Here is a 15,379-nt window from a genome sequence, read left to right on the forward strand (position 1 = left end):
ACGGCGCCGGTGTGCCCACGGGGCTCCCCCACGTGGGCACTCCGCCAACGCGGCGAGCGTGCGTGCCAGGCGTCGCGACGCCGCGGGCATGTGTCAGACACCCCCTATGGGCAGGAGCGCCCCCTGCGCACCGGAGCCCGTCGGCCGGGCGGGCCCCGGGCGCCCGCGGGGAGAGCGGGTCAGGCCGACAGGTCCGCCTCCCGCACGCGGTCGAACAGCTCGTCCCCGCTCGCGTCGTCGAGCAGGTACGCCTGGGCCTCCCCCGCGTGGAAGTACATCCCGCGCAGTTCCAGCGCTCCCTCCCGCAGAGCTCGCGCCACCGACTCGTGCGCACGCAGGTGCTCCAGTTGCTGGACCACATTGGCCAGGCAGAGCTGCTCCACCGCGTCCGCGGCGGACCGGCCGGCCAGCCGTGCTCCGGGGCGGGTGTCGTCGGCCATGCGCTCCAGGCTCGGCAGCCCGTGCCGGAGCCACCGCCCCAGTGGTGTCCGGGCACCGCCCGGATCGGAGTCGAGCAGCGCCTGCACGGCCCCGCACCCGGAGTGCCCGCACACCGTGATGGAGCGCACCTCCAGCACGTCCACCGCGTACTCGACGGCGGCCGCCACCGAGTCGTCCCCACTCTCCTCGCCGGGGAGCGGGACCAGGTTGCCGATGGTGCGCACGACGAAGAGATCGTCCGGACCACTGGAGGTGATCACCGAGGTGGCGAGCCGTGAGTCGGCGCAGGTGAGGAGGAGCTGGGACGGCCGCTGCCCCTCCCGCGCCGACCGCGCCGGCTCGCCCGGCGGTCTGGACGTGCGCCGCCCGGGCGTGGCGGTCCGGACACCGCCCCGGCGGCCGGTCAGTTCGGCCGAGCCGCCCTGCGCGGTGTGTGCGTGCTGCCAGTCCTGCAGTGACTCGTACGCCGCGTGGTCCATGAACGAACCGTCCAGCTCCACGACGGCGTGGGCGCCCTGCGGTACGAGATGCAGGGCCCGGCTGAGGCGGGGCACCGCGAGGAACGTCAACTGGCCTCTCACGCGGAGGTGATGGACTCCTCCCTTCTCTTCGTGCGTGATGCGGGTGCGGGCGAGGCGGTGCAGGGCGAGGGCGACGGCCACGGCGACCCCGGAGAGCACCCCCTGCAGGACGCCCAGGACGACCACGCCGAGGGTGGTGGCGGCGTACACCGGCACCTCGCGGTGGCGGGTCACCGTGCGGATGTGGTGCAGGGACACCATCTGGATGCCGACGGCCATCACCAGGGCCGCGAGCGAGGCGAGCGGGATGAGCTCCAGGACCGGGACCATCAGCAGCGCGGCGGCCACTACGAGAACGCCGTGCAGCATCGTGGAGTTCCGGCTCACGGCGCCGCTCTGCACATTCGCCGTGCTGCGCACGGCCACCCCCGCGACCGGCAGCCCGCCGAGCGCCCCGGAGACGATGTTGGCCGAGCCCTGGCCCAGCAGCTCCCGGTCCAGCTTCGAGCGGCCGACGCGGGCCTGCGGGCCGGGGCGCCCGGCGACCAGCTTGTCCACGGCGACCGCACCGAGCAGCGACTGCACGCTGCACACGAGCGTGGTGGCCAGCACGGCGGCGGCGACACCGGACACCGGTCCCTCGGGCAGTCCGGCCAGGGCATGACTGCGCCAGGACGGCAGGTCGACCCTGGGCAGGGTCAGCCCGGTGAGCGAGGCGGTCGCGGTGGCCCCGGCGACCGCGACGAGCGCGGCCGGGATCCTGCGCAGCACACGGCCCGGGCGGCCGGGCAACCGCGGCCAGGCCAGCAGCAGGGCCAGCGTCAGCGCGCTCATCCCCACGGCGGCGGGCTGCACCTGGGCCAACTGCTCCGGCAGGGCACGGACGTTGTCGAGGACGGAACTGTGCGGGCTGCCGCCGAGCACGATGTGCAGCTGGGCGACGGCGATGGTGAGGCCGATGCCGGCGAGCATGCCGTGCACCACGGCCGGGCTCACGGCGAGCGCCGAGCGTGCCACGCGCAGGCAGCCCAGAACGAGTTGGGCGAGGCCGGCGAGGACGGTGATACCGCAGGTGGCCCGCCATCCGTAGCGGTCGATCAAGTCGGCCGTGACGACGGTGAGTCCGGCGGCGGGGCCGCTGACCTGGAGCGGGCAGCCGCCCAGCCGCCCGACGACGATCCCGCCGACGGCGGCGGCGACCAGCCCGGCCTGGAGCGGGGCGCCCGTGGCGAGGGCGATGCCGAGGGACAGGGGCAGGGCGATCAGGAAGACGGCGATCGACGCGGACACGTCGGCGCCGGCGACGCGGAAGCGGCGCGGCGGACTGTGCGGCCGGCGGGGGCGCTCGACGGGCGGCGGGGTCTGGGGCTGGGTGGGTGCGCAGGCTGACATGTTTCCCGTCTCCTCCGGGGCAGCGCGGTCGCGGATCGGGTCGCGGCTGTGGGGCACGGCGTGCAGTGGCGGGATGGACGACGCATGGATCAACACTCAGTAAAAGAATCGTAATGCAAAGTAAAGGTCGTACATGGACTTTTGGCGCAAATGGCGCACTAATTCACTCGCCCGAATGATGCGGACCGTTTATCGGCTTGTCGTATTAATTCATTTCCTGACCCCGTGCGACCTTGGCGGCACTGTCGGCACAACCCGGCATATCACCGCAGAACGCCCTGATCAGCGTTTGTCTGAGAGAAGGAAGAAGGTGGGCGGAACATGGCCGCCACCCAGAGGATCGCCGCGGGAGCCATGGCCGCCGCGGCCTGTGCCGCGTCGCTGGCCGGTTGCGCCGGCGGCTCCAGCGGTTCGAAGGAAGGGGCGCCCGGCCCGCAGAAGGGAGCCCCACCGCCCAACAGCGTGCTCCGGCTGATCGGCGACGGGTCCACCGCGTACACCGGATCGCAGCCGCACCTGCCCAGACCCGAGCGGCTCGAACCCGGTCAGAAGCCTCCGCAGTTCGTGGTCTTCTCCTGGGACGGGGCGGGCGAGGACAGCCAGAAGCTGTTCTCCCACTTCCGCGAGGTCGCCAAGGCCAACAACGCGACGATGACGTACTTCCTCAGCGGCGTGTACCTGCTGCCGAAGGAGAAGCGCGACCTCTACAAGCCGCCGCAGCACTCGCCGGGCAGCTCCGAGATCGGCTTCAACGACGAGCAGGGCATCACGGACACCGTCACGCAGCTGCGTCTGGCGTGGCTGGAGGGCAACGAGATCGGCACCCACTTCAACGGCCACTTCTGCGGCGACGACGGCGGGGTCGGCACGTGGTCGGTCGAGGAGTGGAAGAGCGAGATCGCCCAGGCCAAGCAGTTCGTGAAGACCTGGAAGACCAACACCGGCATGACGAAGGCGGCTCCGCTGCCCTTCGACTACGACAAGGAGCTCATCGGCGCCCGCACCCCGTGCCTGGAGGGGCAGAAGAACTTCATGAAGGCGGCGCGAGAGCTCGGCTTCCGCTACGACACCAGCGGGGTCAACGACCAGGTCTGGCCGAAGAGGAAGCAGGGCCTGTGGGACCTGTCGATGCAGCTCGTGCCCTTCCCCGGGCATTCCTACGAGCAGTTGACCATGGACTACAACTTCATGGTCAACCAGTCCGGCACCTCGACCCAGGGAGACCCCGCCAAGTACGACTACTGGGGCGACCAGATGCGCGACGGCCTGCTCAAGGGCTTCTACCGCGCCTACGACGGCAACCGCGCGCCCTTGGTCATCGGCAACCACTTCGAGTCCTGGAACGGCGGCACCTACATGCACGCCGTCGACCAGGTCGTCGAGCAGGTGTGCAACAAGCCCGAGGTGCGCTGTGTGTCCTTCCGGCAGCTCGCCGACTGGCTGGACGCCCAGGACCCGCAGGTACTGGCCAGGCTGCGCACCCTGAAGGTGGGCGAGGCCCCCAGGCAGGGCTGGGCGTCCTTCCTGTCGGGCCGCAGCGCCCCGGCCCCGAAGGGGGTGCCGGGGGCGCCGGCGGCCGGGCGGTGAGCACCGGGGCGGTGGCCGTCAGGCGGGAGTGGCGACCGCCTCGCTGAGCACGAAGGCGGGGTCGACCTGCGCCGCCAGGTCGGCCCCGGTGCGCTCGTTGCCCCAGGACTGCGCGTTCCTCAGGTGGAAGTGCACCATCTGGCGCGTGTACCGCGTCCAGTCCCGCAGCTCGTACGTCGCGTCGGCGGCGGCCCGAAGGGCGTGCAGGGCGCGGCTGTTGGCGTCCTCCAGGAGCTCGAACCGGGGTGGCCGGCCCTTCTCCATCGCGCGCACCCAGTCCGAGTGCCCGAGGGTCACCAGCAGGTCGTCCCCGACCTCCGCGCGCAGGAAGTCGAGGTCCTCCGGGCCCTGCACCTTGTTGCCGACGACCTTCAGGGTGACGCCGAAGTCGCGGGCGTACTCCTTGTACTGGCGATAGACGGAGACTCCCTTCCGGGTCGGCTCGGCGACGAGGTACGTGATGTCGAAGCGGGTGAACATGCCGGAGGCGAAGGAGTCCGAACCCGCCGTCATGTCGACCACCACGTACTCGTCGCGGCCGTCGATCAGGTGGTTCAGGAACAGTTCCACCGCTCCCGTCTTGGAGTGGTAGCAGGCGACCCCCAGGTCGGCGTCCGTGAAGGAGCCCGTGACCATCAGACGGACGGCGCCGCCGTCGAGTTCCACCGGTCGTGCGCAGGCGTCGTACACGGGGTTGGGCTCCCGTACCCGCAGCAGGCGCGAGCCCGCGCCGGGCGGCGTCGTCTTGATCATCGTCGCGGCGGAGGCGATGCGTGGGTTGCTGCCGCGCAGGTAGTCCTTGATCAGCGGCAGCCGCTCACCCATCGCGGGCAGTGCGGCCGACTGCGCGTCGTCGAGGCCGAGCGCGGCGCCGAGGTGCTGGTTGATGTCGGCGTCGATGGCGACCACCGGCGCGCCGGCCGCCGCGAGGTGGCGGATGAAGAGGGAGGACAGTGTGGTCTTGCCGCTGCCGCCCTTTCCGACGAAAGCAATTTTCATGTTCACCAAGAGTAGTCAATCGATTCCTCTCTGTGGTGGAAAGGGTGAAGAAGACCACTCCATCGTGGGGCGCGGCGCCTGGGTGCGTAGGGTCGCAGTCATGAGTACGACAGGCGCGTCCGCCGATCCGCTCGCGGCCCTGGGCTCGCTGCCCGGTGTGGCCGAGTCCGTGGAGTCCGTGCGCAAGGCCGTGGACCGGGTCTACGGACACCGGATCATGCGGCGTCGCAGCAACGCGGTCACCTCCGAGGCGGCGCTCCGCGGCGCCCGTGGCTCCGCGGCGCTGTCCGGCGCCGACTGGGCCCTGGAGGAGGTGCGCCGGCGCACCGACTTCAGCGGCGACGACGAGGCGCGCGTGGTGGGCGCGGCCCTGCGGCTGACCGCCGAGGCCGGTCAGCTGCTGTCCATCTGGCGGCAGTCGCCCCTGCGGGTGCTGGCCCGGCTGCATCTGGTCGCCGCGGCGGACAAGGGCGCCGAGGTCGGCCGGCCGCGCCAGGCGGGTGAGCCGGTCGACGAACCGCTGGTCGAGCTGCCGCTGCCGGACGCGGCGGAGGTGTCCGGGCGGCTGGAGGGCCTCTCCCAGCTGATCATCGCGGGCAGTTCCGCGCCCGCGCTGGTGACGGCCGCGGTCGTGCACGGCGAGCTGCTCGCGCTGCGCCCCTTCGCGTCCCACAACGGCCTGGTCGCGCGCGCGGCCGAGCGGATCGTCCTGATCGGCAGCGGTCTGGACCCGAAATCCGTCTGCCCGGCCGAGGTGGGTCACGCCGAGCTGGGCCGTGCGGCGTACCTGGCGGCCCTGGACGGCTATGTCTCCGGCACTCCGGAGGGCATGACGGCCTGGATCGCCCACTGCGGCAGGGCGGTGGAGCTGGGCGTGCGCGAGTCGACGGCGGTGTGCGAGGCGCTGCAGCGCGGGGCGGCCTGAGGGGAAGCCGACGGGGGGAAGGCCCCTTCGAAGGGGCCTGAACAGGGTTGCGGCGGTACGAGTGCTCGTACCGCCGCTGGCATGATCACCGAGTTACCAGGCGTCCTCGATATGTCGCCCATCAGGTCGGGTTCTTTGCCCGTCACCTGGTGCGGCTGGCCCGTAATCGACGGGTCGACGTCGCGTGGGTGCTCGGTGTTCATGCTCGGTCCGTGGGGCCAAATGCGTTTTAAAGGTGATCCTCTCGGATGTCCTTCGGTCTCGCGGGCCGTTACGTCCTTTGTACTGCAAGCCGGGAGTAAGTGGAACCCCTGCCCACGGTTCTTTACTTTTGGGGCCAAAGCGGTCACACGTCGTTCAGGCCACTGAGCCGCGGCGCCGGCTGGCGTACCAGACCAGGCCCGCGGTGGCCACCGCTCCTATCGCCGCGGCCGCGACCAGGGTCGGCCGCGGCGGTACGGACAGCGTGGGCAGTCGCTTCTTGAGCCGCACCGGCCGGTGGAAGTCCAGGATGGGCCACCCGCGCGCGAGTGCTTCGCGGCGCAGGGTGCGGTCGGGGTTCACGGCGTGCGGATGGCCGACGGCCTCGAGCATCGGCAGGTCGGTCGCCGAGTCGCTGTACGCGTAGCAGCGGGCGAGGTCGTATCCCTCCGACTCCGCCAGCTCCTTGATCGCCTCGGCCTTCGTCGGACCGTAGGCGTAGTACTCCACCTCACCGGTGAAGCAGCCGTCGTCGCCGACGACCATGCGGGTGGCCACCACCCGGTCGGCTCCGAGCAGCTCGCCGATCGGCTCGACCACCTCGGCGCCCGACGTGGAGACGATCACCACGTCGCGTCCGGCGGTGTGGTGCCTCTCTATGAGGGAAGCGGCCTCGTCGTAGATGATGGGGTCGATCAGGTCGTGCAGGGTCTCGGCGACGAGATCCTTCACCTGCTGCACGTTCCAGCCGCGGCACAGCGTCGACAGGTACTCGCGCATGCGCTCCATCTGATCGTGGTCGAGTCCGCCGACCAGGAAGACGAACTGGGCATATGCGGTACGCAACGCGGCCCTGCGGTTGATCAACCCGCCTTGGTAGAACGACTTGCTGAAGGTGAGCGTGCTCGACTTGGCAATGACCGTCTTGTCCAGGTCAAAGAAGGCCGCTGTGCGGGGCAAGGAGTGGTTTTCCACAACCCTGAGCATAGGCGCCCACCATTCGGCGTAAGGTGGGGCGCGTGGGTTTGCCTGAGAGGGCTCTCGGGTACACCATGGAAGTCACGGATCGTTCGCGACCGTGCTAACCCGGCCCGACTCCTCCCCCCCCGAGTCGGCCGTGGGGACGACCCCCGCTCTCCCCCCCGGCGGGGGTCGTCGCATGTCCGGGTGGGTTTTCTTCTTCCTTCACGTGGTTGCCGGGCCATCGGTGCCCGCCCGCGACCACCGTGCCCGCCTGCCCATGATTCGTCACTCAGGGTAGCCGACAGAGTGCTCTGCGGAAGTCGAGCCGGGGGCGGTTACCGGGCTCACCGGTATGAGCGATGGCGATATTCACAACCGCTGAGTTGTCCACAGTTTTCCACCAAGATCCACATGATTTCCCGGATCGCTGCACCGTGATTCCAGCGCGCTCCGACCGCGGCGAGTTCATGGCCGGTCCTGTTTGCCGGAGCGTCTATGGCCGGTTCGTATCGGTCGCTCATATGGAGACCGCTCGCCGGTTCTTCACACGTACGGGAATCGCGTGGCCGCAGGGGACTGCGCGCACGACGCGGCGAAGGGGGAACACACCATGGCCAGGACCGCCACCCAGGAACCACGGCCCGCCACCGCGGGGCAGCCACTGATCATCACCGAGGACGCCGAACTCCTCGACGACCTGCTGCGCCTGTGCGCGGCGGCCGGCGCCACACCCGAGGTCCACCACGGCGTACCGGAACGAGGAAGCGGCTGGGAGGCGGCCCCGCTCGTCCTGGTCGGCGACGACGCGGTGCACCGCGTCCGCGGGGCCACCCGCCGGCAGGGGGTGGTACTCGTCGGCCGCGACCAGGACGACGCCGGCGTGTGGAAGCGGGCCGTCGAGATCGGCGCCGACAACGTCCTGATGCTCCCCGAGGGCGAACAGTGGCTGGTCGACCGCATCGCCGACGTCGCCGAGGGCGTGGGCCGCCCGGCGCTGACCGTCGGCGTCATCGGCGGCCGGGGCGGGGCCGGCGCGTCCACCCTGGCCTGCGCACTGGCCGTCACCTCCGCGCGCGAGGGACTGCGCACCCTGCTCGTCGACGCCGATCCGCTCGGCGGCGGACTCGACGTACTCCTCGGCGGAGAAGGCGCCGACGGGCTGCGCTGGCCCGCCTTCGCCGCCTCACGCGGCCGGGTCGGCGGCGGTGCCCTGGAGGAGTCGTTGCCCCGGCTGCACTCCCTGCGAGTACTGAGCTGGGACCGCGGTGACTGTGTCGCCATCCCGTCCCAGGCCGTGCGGGCGGTGCTCGCCGCGGCCCGGCGACGCGGGGGCACCGTCGTCGTCGACCTGCCGCGCCGCCTGGACGACGGGGTCGCCGAGGCGCTCGCCCAGACCGACCTCGCGCTCCTGGTCGTGCCCGCCGAACTGCGTGCCGTCGCGGCGGCCGGACGGGTGGCAGCCGCCGTCGGCATGGTCCTGCGCGATCTCAGAGTGGCGGTACGCGGGCCGTACGCCCCCGGGCTCGACGACCGCGAGGTGGCCCGGCTGCTCGGCCTGCCCCTGGCCGGCGAGGTGCCCGTCGAACCGGGGCTGCTGCGTCCCGACGGCGGCGGCAGACCACCCGGCGCGGCCGGCCGCGGTCCGCTGGCGCGCTTCTGCACACGGTTCTGGGAGCAGGCCCTGGCGGAGGCGGGTGGCGTATGAGCGCGTTTCCCCGGCTCGAACGGGCGGACTCCCCGGCGCTGCTCGACGGTGTGCGACGGTGGCTGGCCGAGAGCGGAGCGGAACCGACGCCCGCGCGCGTGGCACAGGCGCTTCGGGAACAGGGACGGGTCCTCGGCGACGCCGAGGTCCTCGGAGCCGCCGCCGAGTTGCGGTCCGAACTGGTGGGCAGCGGGCCGCTGGAGCCACTGCTCGCCGATCCGTCGGTCACCGACGTCCTGGTGTCGGCCCCGGACCGGGTGTGGGTGGACCGCGGCGGCGGGCTGGAGCTCACCGGCGTGACCTTCCCCGACGCGGTGGCCGTACGACGCCTCGCGCAGCGGCTGGCCGCAGTGGCCGGACGCCGGCTCGACGACGCCCGCCCCTGGGCCGACGCCCGGCTGCCCGACGGAACCCGGCTGCACGCGGTGCTGCCCCCGGTGGCCGTCGGCTGCACCTGCCTGTCCCTGCGAGTGGTACGGCCCCGGGCGTTCACGCTCGACGAGCTGGTCGCCGCGGGCACGGTGCCGCCCGGCGGGGACCGGATCCTGCGGGGGCTGCTGCGGGCACGGCTGTCCTTCCTGGTCAGCGGCGGCACGGGCAGCGGCAAGACGACCCTGCTGAGCGCGCTGCTCGGGCTGGCCGGGCCCGGCGAACGGATCGTGCTCGCCGAGGACTCCGCCGAGCTGCGGCCGGACCACCCGCACGTCGTACGGCTGGAGACCAGACCCGCCAACCAGGAGGGCGCGGGCCTGGTCACCCTCGAGGACCTGGTGCGGCAGGCGCTGCGGATGCGCCCCGACCGGCTCGTCGTGGGCGAGGTCCGCGGCCCCGAGGTGGTGCATCTGCTGGCCGCGCTGAACACGGGGCACGAGGGCGGCTGCGGCACGGTGCACGCCAACGCCGCGGCGGACGTCCCGGCCCGCCTGGAGGCCCTCGGTACGGCCGCCGGGCTCGACCGGGCCGCGCTGCACAGCCAGGTGGCGGCCGCGCTGTCACTGGTGCTGCACCTCGTGCGCGACCGGGCCGGCCGGCGCCGCATCTCGGAGGTGCACGTGCTGGAGCGGGACCCCGGCGGGCTGGTGCGGACGGTGCCGGCGCTGCGCTGGGGCCCGGAGGCCTTCGCGCGGGAGCGGGGATGGGAGCGGCTGCGCGGGCTGCTGCGCAGTGAGCTCGGCGGCGGACCGGGTGGCGAGCCGAGGGGGCACGGGGCGAGGGACCACGGCGTGAAGGGCCATGGCGACGAAGGAGGCGAGGGAGATGGGTGAGGTCTCGGCGGGCGAGGTGGCCATGGGCGCCGCTCTGGCGTGCGTCGGAGCGGCGGCGTGGCTGACGGGCGGACGGCACCGCGGGGCGCGGCGGGCACGGCTGCTGCTCGCGGGCGGCTCAGTGGTGGGGGCCGGTCCGCCCTCAGCCCGGCGGATCGCCGGTGCACTGCGGCGGCTGGGCGGCCGGTTTCGGGGTGAGTGGTGGGCGCCTGCCGGCGGGCTGGCGCTGGCGCTGCTGGGCGCCTCGGTCGTTCCGGCCGTCGCTGGGGCGGCCGGGGTTCCGGTGCTGCGCCGGATCCGCCTGGACAGGGAGGCACGGCGGGCGCGTGAGCGGCGCGGGGACGCGGTGATCGCGTTGTGCGGGGCGCTCGCCGGGGAGGTGCGCGTCGGACGGCAGCCGGGCGAGGCACTGCTGTTCGCCGCGCGGGAATCCGGCGGGCTCGGTGAGGCGCAGGCGAGCGTGCTCGCGGCGGCCAGGTTCGGCGGCGACGTACCGGGTGCGCTCGCCGGGGCGGCCCGGCAACCGGGCGCCGAGGGGCTGCTGGGGCTCGCGGCCTGCTGGCGGGTGGCCGTGGACCAGGGGGCCGGGCTCGCGGCGGGCCTCGACCGGCTCGACGCGGCTCTGCGCGCCGAACGGGATCAACGGGCCGACCTGAGGGTCCAGTTGGCGGGAGCGCGGGCCACGGCGGTGATGCTCGCCGCCCTGCCGGTGCTCGGTCTGCTGCTGGGCACGGCCATGGGCGCCGCCCCTCTGCACGTGCTGCTGCACAGCGGGGCGGGGATGGGATGTCTGCTGGTCGGTGGTCTGCTCGAGGCCGCCGGGCTGTGGTGGTCCGCGCGGATCGTGCGCGCGGCGGAGTCGGTATGAGTGCCGAACTCGTCCACAGGCTGGGGACGGCCGTCGCGGCGGTCGCGGCCCTCGGATGGCTGGTGCGGCGGCTCGAGACGGCGCGGCGCGGGCGCTGGGCGCCGCGTCGCCTGGCCGGACTGCCGGCCGCGCGTCCCCCGGCTGCACGGCCGGCCGCGGATGTCCGGGGCGTGGCACGGCGATGGCTGCCCGTGGCCGGAGTGGTGGCCGCCGGGTGGGTGCTGGTCGGTGGCGTAGGCGGGGCCGTCGCCGGCTTGGCGGTCGCCGTGGCGCTGTGGCGGTGGCGGAGCCGGCAGGAGGACGGAGCGGGCCGGGCGGTTCCGTTCGACGCCGCGGTCGCCGCCCGCCAGCTCCCGCTCGCCGCCGACCTCCTGGCCGCCTGCATCGCGGCCGGAGCGGGCCCCGTGGTCGCCGCCCGAGCCGTCGGCGAGGCCCTCGGAGGGCCCGTCGGCGAGGCGCTGGCGCAGGGCGCCGCGGAGGTGCGCCTGGGCGGTGAACCGGCGGACGGCTGGCGCCGGTTGGCCTCGATACCGGGCGCGGGTGCCCTGGCCCGGCTGCTGGAGCGGGCGGACGCGTCGGGGCTCCCGGCGGCCACACCGGTCGCGCGGCTCGCGGCGGACGCGCGCGCGGACTGGTCGCGGGCCGCGACCGCACGGGCCAGGCGGGCGGCCGTCCTGGTCAGCGCGCCGGTGGGGCTGTGCTTCCTGCCCGCCTTCATCGCGGTCGGCGTGCTGCCCGTGGTGATCGGGCTGGCGAGCGGCGTGCTGGGAGGGGGTGGTGGGTGACGGGGCAGCCGAGGGGACGCAACGGACGAAGTGATCAGAAGGTGTCATCGGAACGGACGGCTCGGAGTTGAGGGGACGGCACGCAGTTGAACGGACGGCACGGAGTTGAGATGAACGAGAACACGGGAGTCGGGATGAGCAAGAGGCCGAAGGAGGCCGGGCGGCGGCTGCGGGCGCGGTGGCGCCGGGACGCGGGCATGGTCACCTCGGAGTACGCCATGGGCATCGTCGCGGCGGTGGGCTTCGCCATGCTGCTCTACGAGGTCGTGACGAGCGGGCAGGTCCGGGCGGAACTCCAGGCCATCGTGAAGCGAGCCCTCAGTGCGCGGATGTGAGCACTGGAGCGGGCGCGCCCGAGTGCGGGACCGAGGGTGCGCCCGGCCACGGATGGCGGACCGCGGGTTCGTGACCGCGGAGACGGCCGTGGTGCTGCCGGTGCTGGTGGCGTTCACCATGGCGCTGGTCTGGGGGTTGCTCGTGGTCGCCGCGCAGCTCCGGTGCGTGGACGCCGCGCGCACCGGCGCCCGGGCGGCGGCCCGCCAGGACGCCCCGGACGCGGTGGCGGCGGTGACCCGTGAGGCGGCACCGCACGGCGCGACGGTCACCGTGGCCCGCGAGGCGGACCAGGTGCGGGTGACGGTCGTGGCGAAGCCGCCGGTGCTGACCGGCCTGCCCTTCGAGGTGCGCGAGGAGGCCGTGGCCGCGGCGGAGGAGGCCGTCGGCGCCGGGCCGCCGGCCGCGCCCGCCGCGGGAGCGGGGGCGGGGGCGGGGCCATGAGAGGCCGCTTCTCGGGCCACCGCCGCGACCGGGGATCCGCCACTGTCTGGAGTGTCGCCGCCATCGCCGTGCTGTGCGCGGTCTTCGGTGCCCTCCTCGCCCTCGGCCAGGTCCTCGTCGCCCGGCACCGCGCGGCCGGCGGCGCCGACCTCGCGGCCCTCGCGGCGGCGGACCACTGGGCCGAGGGCACCTCAGGGGCCTGCGCCCGGGCCGGCCGGGTGGTACGGGCCCAGGGAGCACGCCTGGTGCGGTGCGTGATCGTGGGCGAGATCTCGGACGTGACGGCTGCCTCCGGCAAGGGACCGTTCGCGGCGGAGGTCAGAGCGCGGGCGGGGCCTGCCGGACCGGCCTCTCCTCCGGGTTCTCCGCCTCCGGGTTCCGTGACCCTGGTTTCTCCGACTCCGGCGCCTCCGATTCCGGCTTCTCCTCCGGTGCCCCCCGCAACAGCACCGTGAGCAGTCGCACCGCGCCCCGCTTGTGCAGGGGATCGTTGCCGTTGCCGCACTTGGGGGACTGGATGCAGGACGGGCAGCCGGCGTCGCACTCGCAGGAGGCGATGGCCTGGCGGGTGGCGGTGAGCCAGTCGCGGGCGGTGTGGAAGGCGCGCTCGGCGAAGCCCGCGCCGCCGGGGTGGCCGTCGTACACGAAGACGGTGGGCAGGAGCGTGTCGGGGTGCAGGGGGACCGACACCCCGCCGATGTCCCAGCGGTCGCAGGTCGCGAAGAGCGGCAGCATGCCGATCGAGGCGTGCTCGGCGGCGTGCAGGGCGCCGCCGAGGATCTCCGGGCCGATCCGGGCCTCGTCCAGCTGGTCCTCGGTGACCGTCCACCACACCGCGCGCGTGCGCAGCGTCCGAGGAGGGAGGTCGAGCTTCGTCTCGCCCAGCACTTCGCCGGTGATGACCCGACGGCGCAGGTAGGAGACCACCTGGTTGGTGACCTCCACCGAGCCGTAGCACAGCCGTCCCGCGCCCCAGGGGACCTCGACGTCCGTCTCCAGGACGGAGATCGACGTCGTGTCGCGGGCGACCGTCGAGTAGGGCGGGTCGGCCTGCTCGACCAGGGCGACGGAGTCCTCCAGGTCGAGGGAGCGCACCAGGTACGTACGGCCCTGGTGCAGGTGGACCGCGCCCTCGTGCACGGTCGAGTGCGCGGCCGAGGCGTCCACCGTGCCGAGGAGGCGTCCGGTGCCGGCCTCGACGACCTGCACCGGACGGCCGCCCTCACCGCGGATGTCGGTCAGGTCGGCGGCCCGCTCCCGGCGGGTCCAGTGCCAGGCCTTCGTACGGCGGCGCAGCAGTTTCGCGGCCTCCAGCTGCGGCAGCAGCTCCGCCGAGGCGGGCCCGAACAGCTCCAGGTCGTCCTCGGTCAGCGGGATCTCCGCGGCGGCCGCGCACAGGTGCGGGGCGAGGACGTAGGGGTTGTCGGGGTCGAGGACGGTGGATTCCACCGGCTGGTCGAACAGGGCCTTGGGATGGTGGACCAGGAAGGTGTCCAGCGGGTCGTCGCGGGCGACCAGCACCGCCAGGGCGCCCTGACCGGAGCGGCCCGCCCGGCCCGCCTGCTGCCACAGGGAGGCCCGCGTGCCCGGATATCCGGCGATCACCACGGCGTCCAGCCCGGAGACGTCCACGCCCAGCTCCAGGGCCGTCGTCGCGGCCAGCCCGAGGAGCTCGCCGGAGTGCAGGGCACGCTCCAGGGCGCGGCGCTCCTCGGGGAGGTAGCCGCCCCGGTAGGCGGCGACACGCCGGGCGAGCGAGCGGTCGACCTCGGCCAGGCGTTCCTGGGCGATCACCGAGATCAGCTCGGCGCCGCGCCGGGAACGCACGAAGGCGACCGAGCGGACGCCCTGCACGGTGAGGTCGGTGAGCAGGTCGGCCGTCTCGGCGGTGGCGGTGCGGCGGACGGGGGCGCCCTTCTCGCCGTGCAGCTCGGTCAGCGGGGGCTCCCAGAGGGCGAAGACGAGCTCTCCGCGCGGGGAGGCGTCGTCGGCGACCTCGACCACCGGCAGGCCGGTCAGCCGGCGGGCGGCCACGGACGGCTCGGCGGCGGTCGCCGAGGCCAGCAGGAACACCGGGGCGGCGCCGTAGCGGGCGCACAGCCGGCGCAGCCGGCGCAGGACCTGGGCGACGTGGGAGCCGAAGACGCCCCGGTAGGTGTGGCACTCGTCGATGACGACGTACTTGAGCGCCTTCAGGAAGGAGGCCCAGCGGGGGTGGGAGGGGAGGATGCCGCGGTGCAGCATGTCGGGGTTGGTCAGGACGTAGTTGGCGTACTGCCGGATCCACTCGCGCTCCTCGAACGGAGTGTCGCCGTCGTACACGGCCGGGCGGACCGCGGCAGCCAGCGGTCGGGAGAGGTCCTTCACCGAACGGCACTGGTCGGCCGCGAGGGCCTTGGTGGGGGCGAGGTACAGGGCGGTGGCCCCGCGCCCGTTCGGCGCCCGCGAGCCGTCCAGGAGCGTGGACAGTACGGGGACGAGGTAGGCCAGCGACTTGCCGGACGCCGTGCCGGTGGCGACGACCACCGAATCGCCGTCCAGGGCGTGCTCGGCGGCGAGTGCCTGGTGGGCCCAGGGGTGTTCGATGCCGCATGCCTGGACGGCGGCGATCACTTCCGGGCGAATTCGATCAGGCCAAACGGCATGGCGACCCGCGCGCGGGGGCAAGTGCTCCGTATGAGTGATGCGCGAGGCCCGGCTCGGTCCCGAGGCGAGCCGGTCCAGGACCGTGCCCGGCGAGAACCGGGACACGGGCTCCGTCGGGGGTCGATCGGTTCGTTGATTCTTGGCCATCGGCACCGAGTGTGTCACCGGCGTGACGGACAATGGAGCCAAGGCGTCGTGCACGCCTGCCGGTAAGTGATTGAATGCCATCGCGGCTGGCGATGCGTCCCCAGGGGCCGCAAGCCGAGGTGCCCGAAGGGCGACCGCTCGATAGCAAGGTGCTGGA

General features: G+C 73.4%; 12 protein-coding genes and 1 pseudogene. 9 read left to right on the forward strand and 4 right to left on the reverse strand.

All coding sequences use genetic code 11. The features are described 5' to 3' along the window. Window positions 1-179 precede the first annotated feature (179 nt). Complete coding sequence (locus ABZX30_RS29465) at window positions 180-2,354, reverse strand: SulP family inorganic anion transporter (protein WP_355938709.1); 2,175 nt, start codon at window positions 2,352-2,354, stop codon at window positions 180-182. Between the two features lie 321 nt (window positions 2,355-2,675). On the opposite strand from ABZX30_RS29465, the gene ABZX30_RS29470 reads away from it, so the two are divergent. Continuing rightward, window positions 2,676-3,941: a hypothetical protein gene (locus ABZX30_RS29470; RefSeq protein ID WP_355938711.1), complete on the forward strand. Its 1,266-nt coding sequence runs from the start codon at window positions 2,676-2,678 to the stop codon at window positions 3,939-3,941. A gap of 18 nt (window positions 3,942-3,959) precedes the next feature. On the opposite strand, the gene ABZX30_RS29475 is transcribed toward ABZX30_RS29470, so the two are convergent. Next, entirely contained in the window at window positions 3,960-4,940 is a 981-nt protein-coding gene (locus tag ABZX30_RS29475; RefSeq protein ID WP_355938713.1) for an ATP-binding protein, read from the reverse strand. Window positions 4,941-5,040: 100 nt separating this feature from the next. On the opposite strand from ABZX30_RS29475, the gene ABZX30_RS29480 reads away from it, so the two are divergent. Further along, window positions 5,041-5,865: an oxidoreductase gene (locus ABZX30_RS29480; RefSeq protein WP_355938715.1), complete on the forward strand. Its 825-nt coding sequence runs from the start codon at window positions 5,041-5,043 to the stop codon at window positions 5,863-5,865. A gap of 357 nt (window positions 5,866-6,222) precedes the next feature. Here the strand turns inward: ABZX30_RS29480 and ABZX30_RS29485 are convergent, their stop codons facing one another. After that, window positions 6,223-7,053 carry an HAD-IB family hydrolase gene (locus ABZX30_RS29485; RefSeq protein ID WP_355938717.1) on the reverse strand — a complete coding sequence of 277 codons (831 nt, stop codon included), beginning with the start codon at window positions 7,051-7,053 and terminating at the stop codon, window positions 6,223-6,225. A 586-nt stretch (window positions 7,054-7,639) separates the two neighbouring features. Between ABZX30_RS29485 and ssd the strand changes: the two genes are divergently transcribed. From ssd to ABZX30_RS29520, 7 genes and pseudogenes are all read left to right on the forward strand, one after another. Then, window positions 7,640-8,734, forward strand: coding sequence for a septum site-determining protein Ssd (gene ssd, locus ABZX30_RS29490; protein WP_355938719.1), 1,095 nt, complete (start codon window positions 7,640-7,642; stop codon window positions 8,732-8,734). Further along, window positions 8,731-9,999 (forward strand): TadA family conjugal transfer-associated ATPase, encoded by a 1,269-nt coding sequence (locus tag ABZX30_RS29495; RefSeq protein WP_355938721.1) that lies wholly within the window; start codon window positions 8,731-8,733, stop codon window positions 9,997-9,999. Before ssd ends, ABZX30_RS29495 begins: the two co-directional genes overlap by 4 nt. Then, on the forward strand, window positions 9,992-10,867 hold the full coding sequence (locus tag ABZX30_RS29500; protein WP_355938723.1) for a type II secretion system F family protein: 876 nt from the start codon (window positions 9,992-9,994) through the stop codon (window positions 10,865-10,867). The genes ABZX30_RS29495 and ABZX30_RS29500 overlap by 8 nt, the downstream gene beginning before the upstream one ends. After that, a complete protein-coding gene (locus tag ABZX30_RS29505) occupies window positions 10,864-11,652 on the forward strand; it encodes a type II secretion system F family protein (RefSeq protein ID WP_355938725.1) in 789 nt (262 codons plus the stop codon). The genes ABZX30_RS29500 and ABZX30_RS29505 overlap by 4 nt, the downstream gene beginning before the upstream one ends. Window positions 11,653-11,786: 134 nt before the next feature. Continuing rightward, window positions 11,787-11,987, forward strand: a complete 201-nt coding sequence (locus ABZX30_RS29510; protein WP_355938727.1) for a DUF4244 domain-containing protein — start codon at window positions 11,787-11,789, stop codon at window positions 11,985-11,987. A 52-nt stretch (window positions 11,988-12,039) separates the two neighbouring features. Beyond that, complete coding sequence (locus tag ABZX30_RS29515; protein WP_355938729.1) at window positions 12,040-12,429, forward strand: TadE family type IV pilus minor pilin; 390 nt, start codon at window positions 12,040-12,042, stop codon at window positions 12,427-12,429. After that, window positions 12,426-12,803, forward strand: a pseudogene (locus ABZX30_RS29520) (Rv3654c family TadE-like protein); the annotation flags it as partial. The gene ABZX30_RS29515 and the pseudogene ABZX30_RS29520, both read left to right, overlap by 4 nt. Here ABZX30_RS29520 and ABZX30_RS29525 read toward each other — a convergent pair. Then, window positions 12,748-15,303, reverse strand: a complete 2,556-nt coding sequence (locus ABZX30_RS29525) for a DEAD/DEAH box helicase (protein ID WP_355938731.1) — start codon at window positions 15,301-15,303, stop codon at window positions 12,748-12,750. The pseudogene ABZX30_RS29520 and the gene ABZX30_RS29525 overlap by 56 nt on opposite strands. Window positions 15,304-15,379 lie beyond the last annotated feature (76 nt).

It is taken from the genome of Streptomyces sp. NPDC004542 (assembly GCF_040610035.1).
Taxonomy (GTDB): Bacteria; Actinomycetota; Actinomycetes; order Streptomycetales; family Streptomycetaceae; genus Streptomyces.

Coding starts and splice junctions, on each gene's coding strand:
- ABZX30_RS29495 (WP_355938721.1), top strand. CDS start 8,731: ATGAGCGCGTTTCCCCGGCTCGAACGGGCGGACTCCCCGGCGCTGCTC.
- ABZX30_RS29510 (WP_355938727.1), top strand. CDS start 11,787: ATGAGCAAGAGGCCGAAGGAGGCCGGGCGGCGGCTGCGGGCGCGGTGG.
- ABZX30_RS29475 (WP_355938713.1), bottom strand. CDS start 4,940: ATGAAAATTGCTTTCGTCGGAAAGGGCGGCAGCGGCAAGACCACACTG.
- ABZX30_RS29485 (WP_355938717.1), bottom strand. CDS start 7,053: ATGCTCAGGGTTGTGGAAAACCACTCCTTGCCCCGCACAGCGGCCTTC.
- ABZX30_RS29515 (WP_355938729.1), top strand. CDS start 12,040: ATGGCGGACCGCGGGTTCGTGACCGCGGAGACGGCCGTGGTGCTGCCG.
- ABZX30_RS29500 (WP_355938723.1), top strand. CDS start 9,992: ATGGGTGAGGTCTCGGCGGGCGAGGTGGCCATGGGCGCCGCTCTGGCG.
- ssd (WP_355938719.1), top strand. CDS start 7,640: ATGGCCAGGACCGCCACCCAGGAACCACGGCCCGCCACCGCGGGGCAG.
- ABZX30_RS29480 (WP_355938715.1), top strand. CDS start 5,041: ATGAGTACGACAGGCGCGTCCGCCGATCCGCTCGCGGCCCTGGGCTCG.
- ABZX30_RS29470 (WP_355938711.1), top strand. CDS start 2,676: ATGGCCGCCACCCAGAGGATCGCCGCGGGAGCCATGGCCGCCGCGGCC.
- ABZX30_RS29505 (WP_355938725.1), top strand. CDS start 10,864: ATGAGTGCCGAACTCGTCCACAGGCTGGGGACGGCCGTCGCGGCGGTC.
- ABZX30_RS29465 (WP_355938709.1), bottom strand. CDS start 2,354: ATGTCAGCCTGCGCACCCACCCAGCCCCAGACCCCGCCGCCCGTCGAG.
- ABZX30_RS29525 (WP_355938731.1), bottom strand. CDS start 15,303: ATGGCATTCAATCACTTACCGGCAGGCGTGCACGACGCCTTGGCTCCA.